The organism is Aeromicrobium sp., from assembly GCF_050700635.1.
GTDB lineage: Bacteria > Actinomycetota > Actinomycetes > Propionibacteriales > Nocardioidaceae > Aeromicrobium.
The window spans coordinates 1-13,943 of record NZ_JBOHDT010000117.1; the positions used below are offsets into that span (position 1 = coordinate 1).

20 protein-coding genes are annotated in these 13,943 nt (G+C 68.3%); 12 read left to right on the top strand and 8 right to left on the bottom strand.

Going from position 1 to position 13,943, the window contains the following annotated elements; translation table 11 throughout:
- The coding region (locus tag ACRDPN_RS09470; protein ID WP_431447200.1) for an acyl-CoA dehydrogenase family protein at positions 1 to 479 on the top strand (479 nt) is incomplete at its 5' end.
- Here ACRDPN_RS09470 and ACRDPN_RS09475 read toward each other — a convergent pair.
- Positions 467 to 907, bottom strand: coding sequence for an SRPBCC domain-containing protein (locus ACRDPN_RS09475; protein ID WP_431447201.1), 441 nt, complete (start codon positions 905 to 907; stop codon positions 467 to 469). The two genes, ACRDPN_RS09470 and ACRDPN_RS09475, sit on opposite strands and share 13 nt — an antisense overlap.
- Positions 904 to 1,221, bottom strand: coding sequence for an ArsR/SmtB family transcription factor (locus ACRDPN_RS09480; protein WP_431447202.1), 318 nt, complete (start codon positions 1,219 to 1,221; stop codon positions 904 to 906). Before ACRDPN_RS09480 ends, ACRDPN_RS09475 begins: the two co-directional genes overlap by 4 nt.
- An 83-nt stretch (positions 1,222 to 1,304) precedes the next feature.
- On the opposite strand from ACRDPN_RS09480, the gene ACRDPN_RS09485 reads away from it, so the two are divergent.
- Entirely contained in the window at positions 1,305 to 1,781 is a 477-nt protein-coding gene (locus tag ACRDPN_RS09485; protein WP_431447203.1) for a general stress protein, read from the top strand.
- 139 nt (positions 1,782 to 1,920) lie between these two features.
- The gene (locus tag ACRDPN_RS09490; RefSeq protein WP_431447204.1) at positions 1,921 to 2,475 is read left to right on the top strand and encodes a MaoC family dehydratase; all 555 of its coding nucleotides are present in this window, start codon (positions 1,921 to 1,923) and stop codon (positions 2,473 to 2,475) included.
- Between the two features lie 75 nt (positions 2,476 to 2,550).
- Here the strand turns inward: ACRDPN_RS09490 and ACRDPN_RS09495 are convergent, their stop codons facing one another.
- Positions 2,551 to 2,850 carry a hypothetical protein gene (locus ACRDPN_RS09495; protein WP_431447205.1) on the bottom strand — a complete coding sequence of 100 codons (300 nt, stop codon included), beginning with the start codon at positions 2,848 to 2,850 and terminating at the stop codon, positions 2,551 to 2,553.
- Between the two features lie 77 nt (positions 2,851 to 2,927).
- Here ACRDPN_RS09495 and ACRDPN_RS09500 point away from each other — a divergent pair, with 77 nt between their 5' ends.
- A complete protein-coding gene (locus tag ACRDPN_RS09500; RefSeq protein ID WP_431447206.1) occupies positions 2,928 to 3,494 on the top strand; it encodes a histidine phosphatase family protein in 567 nt (188 codons plus the stop codon).
- Positions 3,495 to 3,498: 4 nt separating this feature from the next.
- Complete coding sequence (locus tag ACRDPN_RS09505) at positions 3,499 to 4,326, top strand: PHP domain-containing protein (RefSeq protein WP_431447207.1); 828 nt, start codon at positions 3,499 to 3,501, stop codon at positions 4,324 to 4,326.
- An 11-nt stretch (positions 4,327 to 4,337) separates the two neighbouring features.
- Here the strand turns inward: ACRDPN_RS09505 and ACRDPN_RS09510 are convergent, their stop codons facing one another.
- Positions 4,338 to 5,171 (bottom strand): alpha/beta fold hydrolase, encoded by an 834-nt coding sequence (locus tag ACRDPN_RS09510; RefSeq protein ID WP_431447208.1) that lies wholly within the window; start codon positions 5,169 to 5,171, stop codon positions 4,338 to 4,340.
- A complete protein-coding gene (locus ACRDPN_RS09515; RefSeq protein ID WP_431447209.1) occupies positions 5,168 to 5,929 on the bottom strand; it encodes an SDR family NAD(P)-dependent oxidoreductase in 762 nt (253 codons plus the stop codon). Before ACRDPN_RS09515 ends, ACRDPN_RS09510 begins: the two co-directional genes overlap by 4 nt.
- A gap of 78 nt (positions 5,930 to 6,007) precedes the next feature.
- Between ACRDPN_RS09515 and ACRDPN_RS09520 the strand changes: the two genes are divergently transcribed.
- Positions 6,008 to 6,769 carry a ParA family protein gene (locus ACRDPN_RS09520; RefSeq protein WP_431447210.1) on the top strand — a complete coding sequence of 254 codons (762 nt, stop codon included), beginning with the start codon at positions 6,008 to 6,010 and terminating at the stop codon, positions 6,767 to 6,769.
- Between the two features lie 130 nt (positions 6,770 to 6,899).
- Positions 6,900 to 7,520 (top strand): L,D-transpeptidase, encoded by a 621-nt coding sequence (locus ACRDPN_RS09525; protein WP_431447211.1) that lies wholly within the window; start codon positions 6,900 to 6,902, stop codon positions 7,518 to 7,520.
- 6 nt (positions 7,521 to 7,526) lie between these two features.
- Here the strand turns inward: ACRDPN_RS09525 and ACRDPN_RS09530 are convergent, their stop codons facing one another.
- Entirely contained in the window at positions 7,527 to 8,909 is a 1,383-nt protein-coding gene (locus ACRDPN_RS09530) for a DEAD/DEAH box helicase (RefSeq protein WP_431447212.1), read from the bottom strand.
- Positions 8,910 to 9,037: 128 nt separating this feature from the next.
- Between ACRDPN_RS09530 and ACRDPN_RS09535 the strand changes: the two genes are divergently transcribed.
- From ACRDPN_RS09535 to ACRDPN_RS09555, 5 genes are all read left to right on the top strand, one after another.
- The gene (locus tag ACRDPN_RS09535) at positions 9,038 to 9,748 is read left to right on the top strand and encodes a ferritin-like fold-containing protein (RefSeq protein WP_431447213.1); all 711 of its coding nucleotides are present in this window, start codon (positions 9,038 to 9,040) and stop codon (positions 9,746 to 9,748) included.
- A gap of 101 nt (positions 9,749 to 9,849) precedes the next feature.
- Positions 9,850 to 10,353, top strand: coding sequence for a hypothetical protein (locus tag ACRDPN_RS09540; protein ID WP_431447214.1), 504 nt, complete (start codon positions 9,850 to 9,852; stop codon positions 10,351 to 10,353).
- 1 nt (position 10,354) lies between these two features.
- Positions 10,355 to 11,224, top strand: coding sequence for a DUF4097 family beta strand repeat-containing protein (locus tag ACRDPN_RS09545; protein ID WP_431447215.1), 870 nt, complete (start codon positions 10,355 to 10,357; stop codon positions 11,222 to 11,224).
- Positions 11,221 to 12,114, top strand: a complete 894-nt coding sequence (locus tag ACRDPN_RS09550; protein ID WP_431447216.1) for an ATP-binding cassette domain-containing protein — start codon at positions 11,221 to 11,223, stop codon at positions 12,112 to 12,114. Before ACRDPN_RS09545 ends, ACRDPN_RS09550 begins: the two co-directional genes overlap by 4 nt.
- Positions 12,111 to 12,902 (top strand): ABC transporter permease, encoded by a 792-nt coding sequence (locus tag ACRDPN_RS09555; protein ID WP_431447217.1) that lies wholly within the window; start codon positions 12,111 to 12,113, stop codon positions 12,900 to 12,902. Before ACRDPN_RS09550 ends, ACRDPN_RS09555 begins: the two co-directional genes overlap by 4 nt.
- A 4-nt stretch (positions 12,903 to 12,906) precedes the next feature.
- On the opposite strand, the gene ACRDPN_RS09560 is transcribed toward ACRDPN_RS09555, so the two are convergent.
- Positions 12,907 to 13,146: a DUF3107 domain-containing protein gene (locus tag ACRDPN_RS09560; protein WP_431447218.1), complete on the bottom strand. Its 240-nt coding sequence runs from the start codon at positions 13,144 to 13,146 to the stop codon at positions 12,907 to 12,909.
- A complete protein-coding gene (locus tag ACRDPN_RS09565) occupies positions 13,143 to 13,772 on the bottom strand; it encodes a TetR/AcrR family transcriptional regulator (RefSeq protein WP_431447219.1) in 630 nt (209 codons plus the stop codon). The genes ACRDPN_RS09560 and ACRDPN_RS09565 overlap by 4 nt, the downstream gene beginning before the upstream one ends.
- Positions 13,773 to 13,943: the final 171 nt, after the last annotated feature.

Here is a 13,943-nt window from a genome sequence, read left to right on the forward strand (position 1 = left end):
GTGGCGAGCCGGGCCGCGGCTTCTACCAGATGATGGATGGCGTCGAGGTGGGCCGGGTCAACGTCGCAGCGCGTGGTTGCGGCGTCGCGCGGCGGGCCTTCGAGCTCGGCATCGACTACGCCCAGCAGCGTGAGACGTTCGGCAAGAAGATCGCCGACCACCAGGCCGTGCTCTTCCGGCTCGCCGACATGGCGACCAAGGTCGAGGCGGCGCATCAGATGATGGTGATGGCCGCGCGCAAGAAGGACTCCGGCGAGCGCAACGATCTCGAGGCCGGGATGGCGAAGTACCTCGCGTCGGAGTACTGCGCCGAGGTCGTCGAGGCGTCGTTCCGCATCCACGGCGGCTACGGCTTCTCGAAGGAGTACGAGATCGAGCGGCTCTATCGCGAGGCGCCGATGCTGCTCATCGGCGAGGGCACGGCCGAAATCCAGAAGATGATCATCGGCCGGCGGCTGCTGGAGGACTACAAGTCCTGAGCGGCGGTCGCGAACGGCTCCAGCACGACCGGCCAGCCGGTTTCGTAGTTCGCGCGGATCTGCTCCGGCTCAGCGAGCACCTCCCAGCCCGTGTGCTCGAGGGTCACGCGCGTGCGTCCCCGACCGGCCGGGTGGAACCACACCTCGACATACGTGGCTTCTGATGCGTCCCGTCCCGGGTGCCATGTGAGGGCGAGCCGATGAGGTGGCTCCCAGGTGGTGACGGTGCCCCAGATGACCGTGGTGCCGTCCGGAGCGGTCTCGATGAGCCGGCTGCCGTCGAAGGCGACGCTGCCCAGCTCCCCGTGCACGCTGTGGGACGCCATGGGCCACCAGCGTCCGATCTGCTTGGTCCATAGCTCGAACGCACGGTACGGGTCGGTGGACACCTCGACCTCACGGCGCACCGGAGGAAGCCGCGAGGTCATCGATCCGCCTCGACGTGGGCGGCGAAAGCGTCGAGCACGGTGTCCCAGGTCTGGACGAGCCAGGTCTGCACCGCGTGATAGCCCTCCGGCGCGAGGGAGTAGAGGTGACGCGTGCCGCGGGCGTCGTAGCTCACGAGCCCGGCGCCATGCAGGATGCCGAGATGTTTGCTGACCGCGGGACGTCCGACGGGGACTCGTTTGGTGAGCTCGCCGACGGTGACCTCGCCGTCGCGCAGCACACGCAAGATGCGACGGCGGGAGGAGTCGCCGAGCGCGTCGAGAACGACTTCCGGGTCGAGGGCGGAACTGGACACATCCGTTACTCTACAGCAACCGTTGCTACAGAGCAACGTTCTGGGGCCCCGGTGAGCGGGATTGCAGTCAGTACGCTGGGCGCATGCCTGAGATCTTCTCGCTCCAGTTCCCGCAGTCGCTCGGCGTCTTCGACGCCTACGCCGACGCCCAGAAGGCCGTCGACTATCTCTCCGACGAGGAGTTCCCGGTCGAGAACTGCCTCATCGTGGGCACCGACCTCAAGCAGGTCGAGCGTGTCACCGGACGACTCACGACCAGTCGAGTGCTGATGGCCGGTGCGGCCTCCGGCGCCTGGCTGGGACTGCTCATCGGCCTGCTGCTCGGCATCTTCGCGCAGGAGGGCAACTACCTCACGACCGTGCTCGGTGGCGTGGCTCTGGGCGTGGTGTTCGGCATCGTCTGGGGCTTCATCGGCTACTGGGCCACCCGCGGACAGCGCGACTTCAGCTCGGTCACCAAGGTCGTCGCCACCCGATACGAGGTGCTCGTCGAGCACAAGCTCCTGGCACAGGGCCAGGAGCTTCTCGCCAAGATGCCCGGTCGCGCCCAGACGTTCTGAGACGGACTCAGCGAGCCCTGCGAGCGGGGCACCTCCCACGAGCGCCAGCGAGTAGGGGGAACGTCCGGCCAGGTCGAGTGTGTTGCGGCGAAGCCGCCCGGCGTATCGAGGCCTGACACCCTGCGCCATGATGGGCGTCATGCAATTCGGACGTAGCTACGAGGAGTTCGAGGTCGGCGCCTCGTACAAGCACTGGCCCGGCAAGACGGTCACCGAGTTCGACGACCACATGTTCTGCCTGCTGACGATGAACCACCACCCGCTCCACCTCGACTCCAACTACGCCGAGGAGACGACCCAGTTCGGTCGCAACGTGGTGGTCGGCAACTACGTCTACTCGATCCTGCTCGGCATGAGCGTGCCGGACATCTCCGGCAAGGCCATCGCGAACCTGGAGATCGAGTCGCTGCGTCACGTGGCGCCGACGTTCCATGGCGACACGCTCTACGGCGAGACCACTGTGCTCGACAAGTGGGAGAGCAAGAGCAAGGACGACCGCGGCGTCGTCCACGTCGAGACCATCGGCTACAACCAGGACGGCAAGATCGTCTGCATCTTCCGCCGGAAGGTCATGGTGCCCAAGAACTCCTACCTCGAGGAACGCGGCGGCGAACAGCCCGGCCGGCCGGTGCCCCAGCCCGACAAGAACTGGCCCGGACCGGACGAGCCCAGAGCAAACACGGGCTCAGGCTGACTCGAGCCGGGTGAACCCACCCCAGTGCGTGGGGTAGAACGTCACTGAGACGCCGTCCGACTCGGCGGCGAACATCTACCGGATCCGCTCGCTCGGTGGCCCGTAGACTTCCAGGCTCAGGAACTCGGTGTACTCGAACGTGCGACGGACGACGTCGCCGAGGATCCGCAGGTGGTTCTCGAGCGACTCGGCGTCCGGGCGCACCTGCAGGACGACTTCAGCGTCCTCCTCCTCGCTGACCCAGATGTTGCAGGCGATCACCCGAGGCTCCTGCTCCTCGACCGCTTCGCAGATCTCGCGCGCTAGCGGTCGGTAGGCATCGGCCTGACCGTCGTTGATCTTCGACATGGCCCTGATGACGAACGGTCCGCTCATGAAAGTCCTCCTCGACCGGTGCCCTACCGTGATCATGCACGTCGGCGCTCAGGAGCGGAAGACAGTAGGTTCGGCCCATGTCCGAGATCTGGCTCGTCCGCCACGGCGAGACGGAGTGGAGCCGCTCCGGCCGGCACACCGGTCGGACCGATCTCCCGCTGACGCCTGACGGTGAGGCAGCAGCCGCGGTGCTCGGGCCCGCGCTCGCTTCGACGAGCTTCGCGCAGGTGCTCACCAGCCCGCGCCGCCGCGCACACGACACCGCCAGGCTCGCCGGATTCTCCGACGCGGTCGTCGACGACGACCTCGTCGAGTGGGACTACGGCGACTACGAGGGCATGACCACAACCGAGATCCGGGAGTCGGTGCCCGGGTGGACGATCTGGACGCATCCGTGCCCGGGGGGCGAGTCGGCCCAAGAAGTGGCTGACCGTCTCGACCGCGTGGTCGGGCGAGCCAGGGAGGTCGACGGCAACACCCTGGTGTTCGCTCACGGACATTCGCTGCCTGCGCTCGCTGCCCGGTGGCTTGACCAGCCGGTGGAGGAGGGGCGGCTGTTCAGGCTCGGCACCGCCACGACATCCGTGCTCGGCGAATACCACGAGGCGCCCGTGATGATGCGGTGGAACTCCCCCGTAACCTGAGCACGTGCGCATCGACCTCCACACCCACTCCAACCGTTCCGACGGCACCGACACCCCGACCGAGCTGGTCGAGAACGCCAAGGCGGCCGGGCTCGACGTCGTGGCGCTCACCGACCACGACACCACCGTCGGGTGGGACGAGGCCGAGGTGGCCGCCGAGCGGATCGGCATCCGGCTCGTCAAAGGCATCGAGATCTCCTCCAGCATCGATCACAAGAGCGTCCACCTGCTCGGATACGACTTCGACCCGACCGACGAGCCGCTGCTGAAGGAGCTCGGGAAGGTGCTCGACGGACGCAACGGACGCGTGCCCAAGATCGTCGCGGCGTTCGAGCGCATCGGCATCGACATCACCGAGGAGGAGATCGTCGCGAAGTCCGGTGGCGCCGAGGCGACCGGTCGTCCGCACGTGGCCGACGTCCTCATCGACAAGGGCGTCGTGGCCGACCGCGGCGAGGCCTTCGACAACTATCTGAGCCCCGGCAAGCCCGGCTACGTCGGGCGATACGCGGCTGCGACCGAGGAGGCGATCCGCCTCATCAAGTCCGCCGGCGGCAAGGCCGTGCTGGCCCACCCGTGGTCCCGCGGCAGCGACTCCGTGCTCACGGCCGAGCGCATCGCCGAACTCGTCGAGCTCGGACTCGACGGCCTCGAGGTCGACCATGCCGACCACACCGACGACGACCGTGAGTCCCTTCTGAAGATCGCCGGGGACCTCGACCTCGTCGTCACCGGGTCGAGCGACTACCACGGCACCGGCAAAGGACCCGAGTTCGGACTCGGTACGAGCACGACGCACCCCGACCAGCTCGAGCGACTGCTCGGGACCTAGGGCGTGTCTCCCTATGAGCCGAGCAGGAAAGGCAGCCAGGCGTCGGCGAGGCCTTGGGTGTTCTCGATCGCGGGGGAGTGGGCGGCGTTCTCGATGACGTGGATCTCCACCCCGAGGCGCTTCGCCATGTCGGCCTGGATGTCGTGAGGCCAGGCGTCATCCTCGGCGCCGCGTCCGACCCACACCGGCAGCTGCAGTGCGGCGATCTCGGCGATTCGGTCAGGGCTGGCAATGAGTGTCCGCGTCATGGCCTTGAGCGACATCGGGTCGTTGGAGGTGAAGCGCCTCAGGAGGAACTCGGCGATGTCGGGTGCGCGCTTCGCGCCGATCGCCTGCTCGCGGAACCGATGGATGTCGACCATCGGCATGACGCCAAGGGCGTCGACAAGCATCCGCAGCGGACGATTCGGCTTCTCGCCGAGTGCTCCCGGCCCGGTGTCGAGCAGGCTCAGGCTGCGCCACGCCGACGGCTGGGTGGTCACCGCCCGCTGGGCCACGAGCCCGCCGAACGAGTGGCCGAGCAGATGAGAGGGTTCGGCGCTGCACGCCGACGCGATCCCCAACGCATCCGTGGCGAACCCGTCAATTGTGTAGTCGGCGTTCGCGCCGCCCGGCGTCTCGAACTGTCCGCGCTGGTCGTAGGCGGTGGCGTCGAACCCGGCCACGGCGAGCACGGGCAGCAGAGGCGTGAAGTCCTCCTTGCTGCCGGTCCAGCCGGGAATCAGGACCACGTGGCCGGACGGGGAAGGAATGCGGGCGACGTGCGCGGCGAACGTGCCGCGCGGCGTCTCGACGTCGATCGCCTCGACACCCTGTGGGATCTCGAGGGTCCGCGGCGTGCTCAACGACCCCGCCGGGCCATGCGCGCCACCAGGGGCTTGGGTGCGTACTGCGAGATCGTCGCGAGGATCTTGTAGCGCACGGTGGGCACGGAGACTGCCTTGCGCTTGTCGAGGTCGTCGAGCGCGGCCTTGACGACCTTGTCGGCGTTGAGCCACATCCAGCGGGGGACGGACTTGTTCGGGTCGATGCCCATGCGCTGGTGGAACTCGGTGCGGACGAACCCGGGGCACAGCGCCATCACGGTGACGCCGGCGTCACCGTAGTGGTAGTTGGCCCAGCGCGAGAGATTGACGATCCACGCCTTGTGCGCGGAGTAGGTGCCCCGAGGCGTGAACGCCGCGACGCTGGCGACGTTGAGGATCTCACCATGGCCGCGGCCGGTCATCGCCTTGATCGCGGCGTCCATGAGGTGCATTGGGGCGCGCACCATCAGGTCGAGCTGGTGGTCCTCGTCCTCGATGTTGGTGATTCCGAACCACTCCGCCACCGACGAGCCGGCGTTGTTGACCAACAGGTCGACCGGCCGGGCGGTGTCGGTGAGCGCGTTGACGGCAGCGCGGAGCCCGTCGTGGGTGGCGAGGTCTGCGGTGATGACATCGACCTCGACGTGGTACTTCTCGCGCAGGCCGGCGGCGACGCGTTCGAGCCGCTTCGTGTTGCGTGCGACGATCACCAGGTCGTGCCCTCGGGAGGCCAGCTCGCGGGCGAAGGCGTTGCCGATGCCGGCGGTGGCTCCGGTGATCAGTGCGCGTCCTCTCATGGCGAAAGCATGCCAGAGGTGGTTTTGCTCGTTGCCGCCCTGGTCCGGCACCCCGCCGCGGGCGGTAGCGTGTGAGCCGTGACGACGACGATCGCGGTGGTGAACCAGAAGGGCGGCGTCGGCAAGACGACCACGGTCGCCTCCCTCGGCGCCGCGTTCGCCGAGAAGGGCCAGCGTGTGCTCCTCGTCGACCTCGATCCCCAGGGCGGCCTGACCTTCTCGTTGGGCATCGATCCCGAGGACGTCGACATCACCGTGGGCGACGTGCTGCTCGGAACCAAGAAGGCCGACGACGCCATCGTCGTCACCGACGACGGCACGCACCTGCTGCCCAGCAACATCACCGTCGCGCAGGCCGAAGAGGGACTGGTCAACCGCACCGGACGTGAGCAGCGCCTGCGGGTCGCCCTCGACAAGGTGGCCGACGACTACGACTGGATCCTGCTCGACTGCCCTCCCACCCTGGGAGTCCTCACGGTGGGCGCACTGTCGGCCTCGCAACGTGTGCTGGTGCCGCTCCAGGCCGAGACCTTGTCGCACCGTGGCGTCGGTCAGCTGCTCGACACCGTCCACGACGTGAAGCAGTTCATCAACTCCGAGCTGGAGATCCTCGGCGTCCTCCCCACGATGTTCGACGGGCGCACCAACCACGCCCAGGCCGTGATGCGTGCGATTCGCGAGACCTACGACCTGCCGATCGTCACGCCACCGATCCCCAAGACGATCCGGTTCGCGGAGGCGCCGGCCTTCGGCCGATCGATCCTTGGCACGAACAAGAACCACAAGGGCGCCGAGGCCTACAGGCAGGTGGCGGCGAACCTCCTCAACGGGCACCGCTGACTACCGGACGATCGGCTCGACCCTCACTAGAATGCGACCCGTGACCTCCCACGACTCCCGTAGGCATCGTGCTGTCCGCCGCCATCATCGGACTGCGCGTCGTCGGCGAATCGGCGCATTGGTTGGGTCTGTGGTCGTGACGCTCATGGTGGCGGGCGCGGCGGTCGGTGTGGTGCCGCAGTTGCAGGCCACCGACGCCCCCGCGGCGAGTGGCACGACGACCTTTGAGCGGGCCTCCCTGACATCCTTGGTGGAGCCGGTGTCCGCGATCATCGCGGAGAAGGCCGGAGCGAGGAGGGAGCTGCGGCGGAAGGCCGAGAAGGCCGCCGAGGCCCGCGAGTCCGTCGAGGTCCCGCCCGGTTCGGGCGAGGGTCGGCGCATCGTCTTCTCCGAGACCGCCCAACGGGTCTGGCTCGTGGGCGACGACGGCCAAGCGGTTCGCACCTATCTGGTGTCAGGCAGCAAGTTCGACAACCTCGACCCCGGAACGTATGCCGTGCAGTCGAAGACTCGGCATGCGACCGCATTCGACGCCAGCGGATCGATGGAGTTCTTCGTGCGGTTCGCCACCGGGTACTCGGCTCCGATCGGGTTCCACACCGTGCCGGTCGACAACGCCGGCCGCCTCGAGCAGACCAAGAAACAGCTCGGCACCCCGACCTCGGCCGGATGCGTTCGTCAGTGGCGGGACGACGCCCTCGCCTTGTGGGAGTTCGCTCCGGTCGGCACGAAGGTCGTCGTGACGGCCTAGGTGTACCTAGTCTGCCTTGGAGACGGCCTGACCGCCGCGTGTGCGGTTGCGCCGGCGGTTGCGGTTCCGGTTGCGGCTCGCTCCACCCTCGGAGGTCTTCTTGGTCTCTGGCGCCTGCTGGGGGCGGCCACCTTGACCCTTCCGGCCCTGACCGCCGCGACCGCCGCGACCGCCCGCATCTCTGCGGGGCTCCTTCGGCGCCGGCGGCTTGAGCCGGCCCTTCACGTCGTGGGCGATGCCGAGGTCGTGGAAGAGGTGCTCCGAGGTGGAGTACGTCTCCTGGGGCTGGGGGAACGGCAGGTCGAGCTCCTTGTTGATGAGCTGCCAGCGCGTCATGTCGGCCCAGTCGACGAAGGTGACCGCGATGCCCGAGGCGCCGGCCCGGCCGGTGCGGCCGATGCGGTGCAGGTAGGTCTTGTGGTCCTCGGGGCAGTTGTAGTTGATCACGTGCGTGATGCCGGCGACGTCGATGCCGCGGGCGGCGACGTCGGTGGCGACCAGGGTGTCGACCTTGCCGTCGCGGAATCGCTGCAGCGCCTTCTCTCGAGCGGTCTGGGCCATGTCGCCGTGCAGCGGGGAGGCCGGGAAGCCACGGTCGACGAGGTCGTCGGCGACGCGCTGCGCGGTGCGCTTGGTGCGAGTGAAGATGAGGACGCGTCCGACGTCGTCGGCCTGCAGGATGCGGGCGACGACCTCGGGCTTGTCCATGTCGTGCGCCTGCCAGACGAACTGCGCCGTGGTGGGCAGCAGCAGGTCCTCGTCGGGCGACTCTGCGCGGATGTTCATCGGGTGCCGCATGTGCGTGCGGGCCAGGGTGACGATCGCGCCCGGCATGGTGGCCGAGAACAGCATCGTCTGGCGCAGCTCGGGCGTCTTGGCGAGGATCGACTCGACATCGGGCAGGAAGCCGAGGTCGAGCATCTCGTCGGCCTCGTCGAGCACCAGCGACTTGACGTGCGAGAGGTCGAGGGCGCCGCGGTTGGCGAGATCGAGCAGGCGGCCGGGAGTGCCGACCACGATGTCGACGCCGGACTTGAGCTTGTCGAGCTGCGGCTCGTACGGCACACCGCCATAGATGGTGAGGTTGCGGGTGCCGCGCTTGACCGAGGCAGTGTCGATGTCCTTGGCCACCTGGATGGTGAGCTCACGGGTGGGGGTGACGATGAGCGCCTGCGGCTTGCCGGGCGCGGCCAGCTCGTCGTAGTCGGGGTCGTGTGGCGCAACGGCGCGCTGGATGACGGGGATCGCGAACGCCAGAGTCTTGCCGGTGCCGGTGCGCGCCTGGCCGATGAGGTCGGTGCCCATGAGGGCCACCGAGAGCGTCATCTCCTGGATGGGAAAGGGATGGGTGATGCCGACGTCTTCAAGTGCGTCGGCGATCTCGGGCATGACGCCCAGATCTTTGAACGTAGTCAGGGTCTTCTCGAATTCTTGGGACTCAGATGTATCTTCTGCCTCCATCGTAACGTCCGACGCCCCCCGCGCTTGACGCAGCGCTCGCGCTACGCTGCGATCCCATGGCCCAGAAGGATGCACAGCAGGACTCACCGCAGCCGTCGGCGTTCGACGATCCGGTCTACCGGACGGGCGTCGTCGAGCTGCTCGGCGTGCTCGCCTACGGCGAGATCAGTGCGTGCGAACGACTCGCCGACGACGCCAAGATGGCGCCTGACCTGCACACGAAGGTCGAGGTGGCGGCCATGGCCGTGGCGGAGTTCCAGCACTTCGAGCTGCTGCGCGACCGCCTCCTGGAGCTGGGCGAGGACCCGTTCGAGGCGATGGCGCCGTTCACCGCGACGTTCGAGCGATTCCACCGGCAGACCGCGCCGTCCGACTGGCTCGAGGGCCTGGTCAAGGCCTACGTCGGCGACGGGCTTGCGTCCGACTTCTATCGCGAGGTCGCGTCCTACCTCGACCCCCATACCCGCGAGCTCGTGCTCGAGACACTCAGTGGCACCGGGCACTCCAAGTTCGTCGTCGAGCAGGTGCGCGCGGCCATCGCGGCCGACCACCGCGTGGCGGGCCGTCTGGCGCTGTGGGGTCGCCGTCTCATGGGGGAGGCCCTGAGCCAGGCTCAGATGGTGGTGGCCGAGCGCGACGCGCTGAGCGCCGTGATCGTCGGTGGCATCGACCAGCCGGGCATGGACCTCGCCGCGATCGGCCGAATGTTCACCCGCCTCACCGAGGCCCATGCCGAGCGCATGGACGCCCTCGGCCTCGCCGCCTGACGGCGACTTTCCGTTGGAATACCGGCTACTGCCGGTGCTGAACGCTGCTCTGGCGCAATTGTGGTGTTGACGTGGTGCCAAAATGGTGCCAGCATGGCGTCATGGATCTGACACCACACATCGAACGCCTCCAGCGCGAGTTCGTGATGGGAGCCGAGCTGGGCGGCGACGAGGCGCGCCGGCTCGCCGAACGACTGAGCGGTCCGCTCGAGTCGGCGATCCGCCTCACGCTGCTCGACACGTTGACGGCGGCAGCGGATGAGATCACGCGCGAGCTTGCGCCCGGTTCGGCCGAGCTGCGGCTCCGGTCAGGAGAGGCCGACTTCGTCGTCACGCCGGCCCCGACCGACGAGCCAGCCGAACCCATGTCGCCCGCTGCGCCACCTGCGCCAGAGGGCGATGAGGGCACGACCGCGCGGATCAACCTCCGGCTGCCCGAACACCTCAAGGCCGGCATCGAGCAGGCAGCTGGACGCGAGCGGCTGTCCGTCAACGCCTGGCTCGTTCGCGTCCTCGCCTCCGCCGTGGCGCACGGCGATCGTGACCAGGCGCCGCGTTCGCGCAGCGGCCGGGTCGGACAGTCCTACTCCGGATGGGTGAAATGACATGAAGACCTTCGACACACCGCAACCGATCAACGCCAGCATCGACATCGCGATGGGCGCCGTGCGGATCACCGCACACGAGACCGGCACCACGTCGGTCGACGTCCGGCCGAGCGACGACTCGAACGAGGAGGACGTCTGGGCCGCCGAGCAGACTCGCATCGAGCTCACGCACGACCGGCTCGACGTTCGAGGCCCGAAGTTCCGCCTTTCCTGGCTGGGCAGGAGCGGAGGCGGCTCGATCGACGTCGAGATCTCCTTGCCCGCCGGCTCCCATCTGGACGGAGCGGCTGGTGCAGGAAGCTTCGACGCCGACGGACGCCTCGGCGACTGCCGCCTCAAGACCGGGCTGGGTCAGATCCGGCTGGACGAGGTGGGCACGCTGAGCGCAAAGTCCGGCGCCGGAAAGATGCTGGTCGAGCGGGCCAGCGGTCAGGTCGAGCTCACGGCCGGCTCCGGCGAAATGCGCATCGGCGAGATCGAGGGCATCGCGCTGATCAAGAACTCCAACGGCGACACCTGGATCGGCGAGGCGCATCGCGACGTCCGCATCAAGGCGGCCAACGGCAGCATCGCCATCGAGCACGCCCACGCCGACGTCAGCGCCACGTCGGCCAACGGCAGCGTCCGCCTGGGCGAGGTCGATCGCGGCTCCGTCGTCCTCGAGACCTCCATCGGCGACCTCGAGGTCGGCATCCCTGAGGGCGTCGCCGCCTGGATCGACGCCAACGCCACGGGCGGCACCGTGCGAAACACCCTCGAGTCCTCAACCGCCCCCGACGCCTCCAGGGAGGTCGTCGAAGTGCGGGCCCGCACCAGCGTCGGCGAGATCCTCATCAGCCGCCCCCACCAGACAGGAGCCACCTCATGATCAAGACGACCGGCCTGCGAAAGGCGTATGGCGACCGCCTCGTGCTCGACGGCATCGACCTCGATGTCGCCGAGGGCACGGTGTTCGCGCTGCTTGGCCCCAACGGTGCCGGCAAGACGACGATCGTCCACATCCTCTCGACGCTGATCAGCGCCGACGACGGTGAGATCCACGTCGCAGGGCACGACCTCGCAGGGGACCCGGACTCAGTCCGTGCAGCGATCGGCCTGACCGGGCAGTTCTCGGCGGTCGACAACCTGCTCACCGGGCGGGAGAACCTGCGCCTGATGGCCGACCTGCAACACCTGGGCCGCGCCGAAGGCCGGGAGCGTGCCGCCGAGCTGCTCGACCGCTTCGACCTCGTCGAGGCGGCATCGAAGCCGGCCAGCACCTACTCCGGTGGCATGCGCCGCCGGCTCGACCTGGCGATGACGCTGTTGGGCGATCCCCAGGTGATCTTCCTCGACGAACCGACCACGGGCCTCGACCCACGCAGCCGTCACACGATGTGGGGCATCGTCAGGGATCTCGTCGCGGGCGGCGTCACGGTGTTCCTCACCACGCAATACCTGGACGAGGCCGACCAACTCGCCGACCGCATCGCCGTGCTCGACCACGGCCGGATCGTGGCCGAGGGAACGCCGGACGAGCTCAAGCGGCGCGTGCCGGGTGGCCATGTCCGGCTGGAGCGCGCGGACGGGCAGATCCAGACGATTCCGCATGACGGCAGCGTGGCGTCACTGCGCGAGCTGTTCGGCCGGCTCGACGACGAGTCGGTGGAGGCCTCCGGCCTCACAGTCCACGCCCCCGACCTCGACGACGTCTTCTTCGCCCTGACCGGGCACAACACCGACACCAACCACACCGACATTGGGGAGAACGTGCAATGAGCTCTGTTTCGTACACCATCCAGGACTCGTCCACGATGCTGCGGCGCAACCTGCGGCACATGCAGCGTTACCCGTCCCTCACGCTGATGCTGGTCGGCCAGCCGATCGTGTTCCTGCTGCTGTTCGTCTACGTGTTCGGCGGCACCATGGGCGCCGGCATCGCCGGTGTGTCATCGGGGCGTTCGGAGTACCTCGCCTACATCACGCCCGGCATCCTGGCGATGACTGTGGCCAGCGTCGCGCTGGGTACGGCGATCTCGGTGGCCATGGACATGACGGAAGGCATCATGGCGCGGTTCCGCACCCTGGACATCGCCCGTGTGTCGGTCCTGACCGGGCACGTTCTCGGCGCCATGATCCAGACGGCGATCGCCCTCGTGGTCGTCGTCGGTGTCGCACTCCTGCTCGGGTTCCGACCAACCGCCGGCCCGCTCGACTGGCTCTCGGCCGTGGCCGCCCTCGGGATGTTCGCCTTCGCTCTCACCTGGCTGACGGTCGCGCTCGGCCTGGCCAGCGGGAGCGTCGAGACCGCCAGCAACACGCCGATGGTCTTGATGCTGCTGCCGTTCTTCGGTAGCGGTTTCGTCCCCACCGACTCGATGCCGACCGGGATTCGCTGGTTCGCCGACTACCAGCCCTTCACGCCGGTGATCGAAACCGTGCGCGGGCTGCTGATGGGCACCCCCGTCGGCGACCACGTCGTTCTCGCCATCGCGTGGTCGATCGGGATCGCTCTCGTCAGCTACGTCTGGGCGAAGCGGCTGTTCAACCGCGACCCCACGCCTTGACAGTTCAGGTGCCGGTGACGAGACCGAAGCCGACCTTGCGGCCGGAGTCGGCGGTGAAGTACAGGTAGGCGACCTTGTCGGCAGGGACGGCCACGGTGCGGCCCTTGTCGTCGGTGAGGCTGAAGACGGCCTCGTCGCTGATCGCCGACTCGAGCGACTTCAGCACGTCGTCGGGGCTCTCGTCGGTGTCGACCGACAGCTCACGGGCGGCGTTCTGGACGCCGATCTTGACCTCCATGGTCATTCATCTCCTGTGGTGGTGGGGAAGCCGCCGATGCCGCGCCACGCCAGCCCCGCGGCGAGCTCGACGGCTTCCTCGCGGTTGAGGCGGGAGTCGGCGGACAGCCAGTTGCGCGCACCGACGTGGCCCATGCCGACGAGGCTGACGGCGAGCAGGTGCGAGGCCGGGGCGGGAAGCCCGGTGTCCTCATGGATGACCTCGGCGATCGCCGAGGCGGACTCGTGGATGACGCGGTCGACCTGCTCGCGGACGGACGGGTCGTTGGTGAGGTCGGACTCGAAGACCAGGCGGAACGCGGCGCCCTGGTCGGCGACGTAGTCGTACCAGAGCTCGATCGTGGCCTGGACGCGTTCGCGGTTGTCGGTGGTGGAGGCGAGCGCGTCCTTGACGCCGGCGATGACGGTGTCGCACGACGTCGCGAGCAGCGCGAGGTAGAGGTCGAGCTTGCCCGGAAAGTGTTGGTAGAGCACCGGCTTGGAGACTCCGGCCCGCTCGGCGATCTCGTCCATCGAGGCCGCGTGGTAGCCCTGCTCCACGAAGACCTCGAGCGCGACGTCGAGCAGCTGGGCCCGGCGCGCCGAGCGCGGCAGGCGGTTCGTGCGCTGCTTGAGAGGGAGTGCTTCGCTCACGGCTCCCAATGTAGTGGGTGGATGCGAGGACGAGCCTCCCCATCCTGCGCGACGCGAGCGCGGCCCCGCATCCCGACCAGCTGCGTTCTCGTCGGTCGCTGCACAACCCCGGTGCGCCTCCCTCCTCGGCCTTGCCGGATCGGGCGCGGATCCCACGCTCACTTCCCGCGC

Excerpts from the sequence above, each read along its gene's own strand:
- ACRDPN_RS09500 (WP_431447206.1), top strand. The coding sequence starts at position 2,928 with ATGTCCGAGATCTGGCTCGTCCGCCACGGCGAGACGGAGTGGAGCCGC.
- ACRDPN_RS09495 (WP_431447205.1), bottom strand. The coding sequence starts at position 2,850 with ATGAGCGGACCGTTCGTCATCAGGGCCATGTCGAAGATCAACGACGGT.
- ACRDPN_RS09560 (WP_431447218.1), bottom strand. The coding sequence starts at position 13,146 with ATGACCATGGAGGTCAAGATCGGCGTCCAGAACGCCGCCCGTGAGCTG.
- ACRDPN_RS09535 (WP_431447213.1), top strand. The coding sequence starts at position 9,038 with ATGGCCCAGAAGGATGCACAGCAGGACTCACCGCAGCCGTCGGCGTTC.
- ACRDPN_RS09545 (WP_431447215.1), top strand. The coding sequence starts at position 10,355 with ATGAAGACCTTCGACACACCGCAACCGATCAACGCCAGCATCGACATC.
- ACRDPN_RS09515 (WP_431447209.1), bottom strand. The coding sequence starts at position 5,929 with ATGAGAGGACGCGCACTGATCACCGGAGCCACCGCCGGCATCGGCAAC.
- ACRDPN_RS09485 (WP_431447203.1), top strand. The coding sequence starts at position 1,305 with ATGCCTGAGATCTTCTCGCTCCAGTTCCCGCAGTCGCTCGGCGTCTTC.
- ACRDPN_RS09490 (WP_431447204.1), top strand. The coding sequence starts at position 1,921 with ATGCAATTCGGACGTAGCTACGAGGAGTTCGAGGTCGGCGCCTCGTAC.
- ACRDPN_RS09530 (WP_431447212.1), bottom strand. The coding sequence starts at position 8,909 with ATGCCCGAGATCGCCGACGCACTTGAAGACGTCGGCATCACCCATCCC.
- ACRDPN_RS09540 (WP_431447214.1), top strand. The coding sequence starts at position 9,850 with ATGGATCTGACACCACACATCGAACGCCTCCAGCGCGAGTTCGTGATG.
- ACRDPN_RS09555 (WP_431447217.1), top strand. The coding sequence starts at position 12,111 with ATGAGCTCTGTTTCGTACACCATCCAGGACTCGTCCACGATGCTGCGG.
- ACRDPN_RS09475 (WP_431447201.1), bottom strand. The coding sequence starts at position 907 with ATGACCTCGCGGCTTCCTCCGGTGCGCCGTGAGGTCGAGGTGTCCACC.
- ACRDPN_RS09550 (WP_431447216.1), top strand. The coding sequence starts at position 11,221 with ATGATCAAGACGACCGGCCTGCGAAAGGCGTATGGCGACCGCCTCGTG.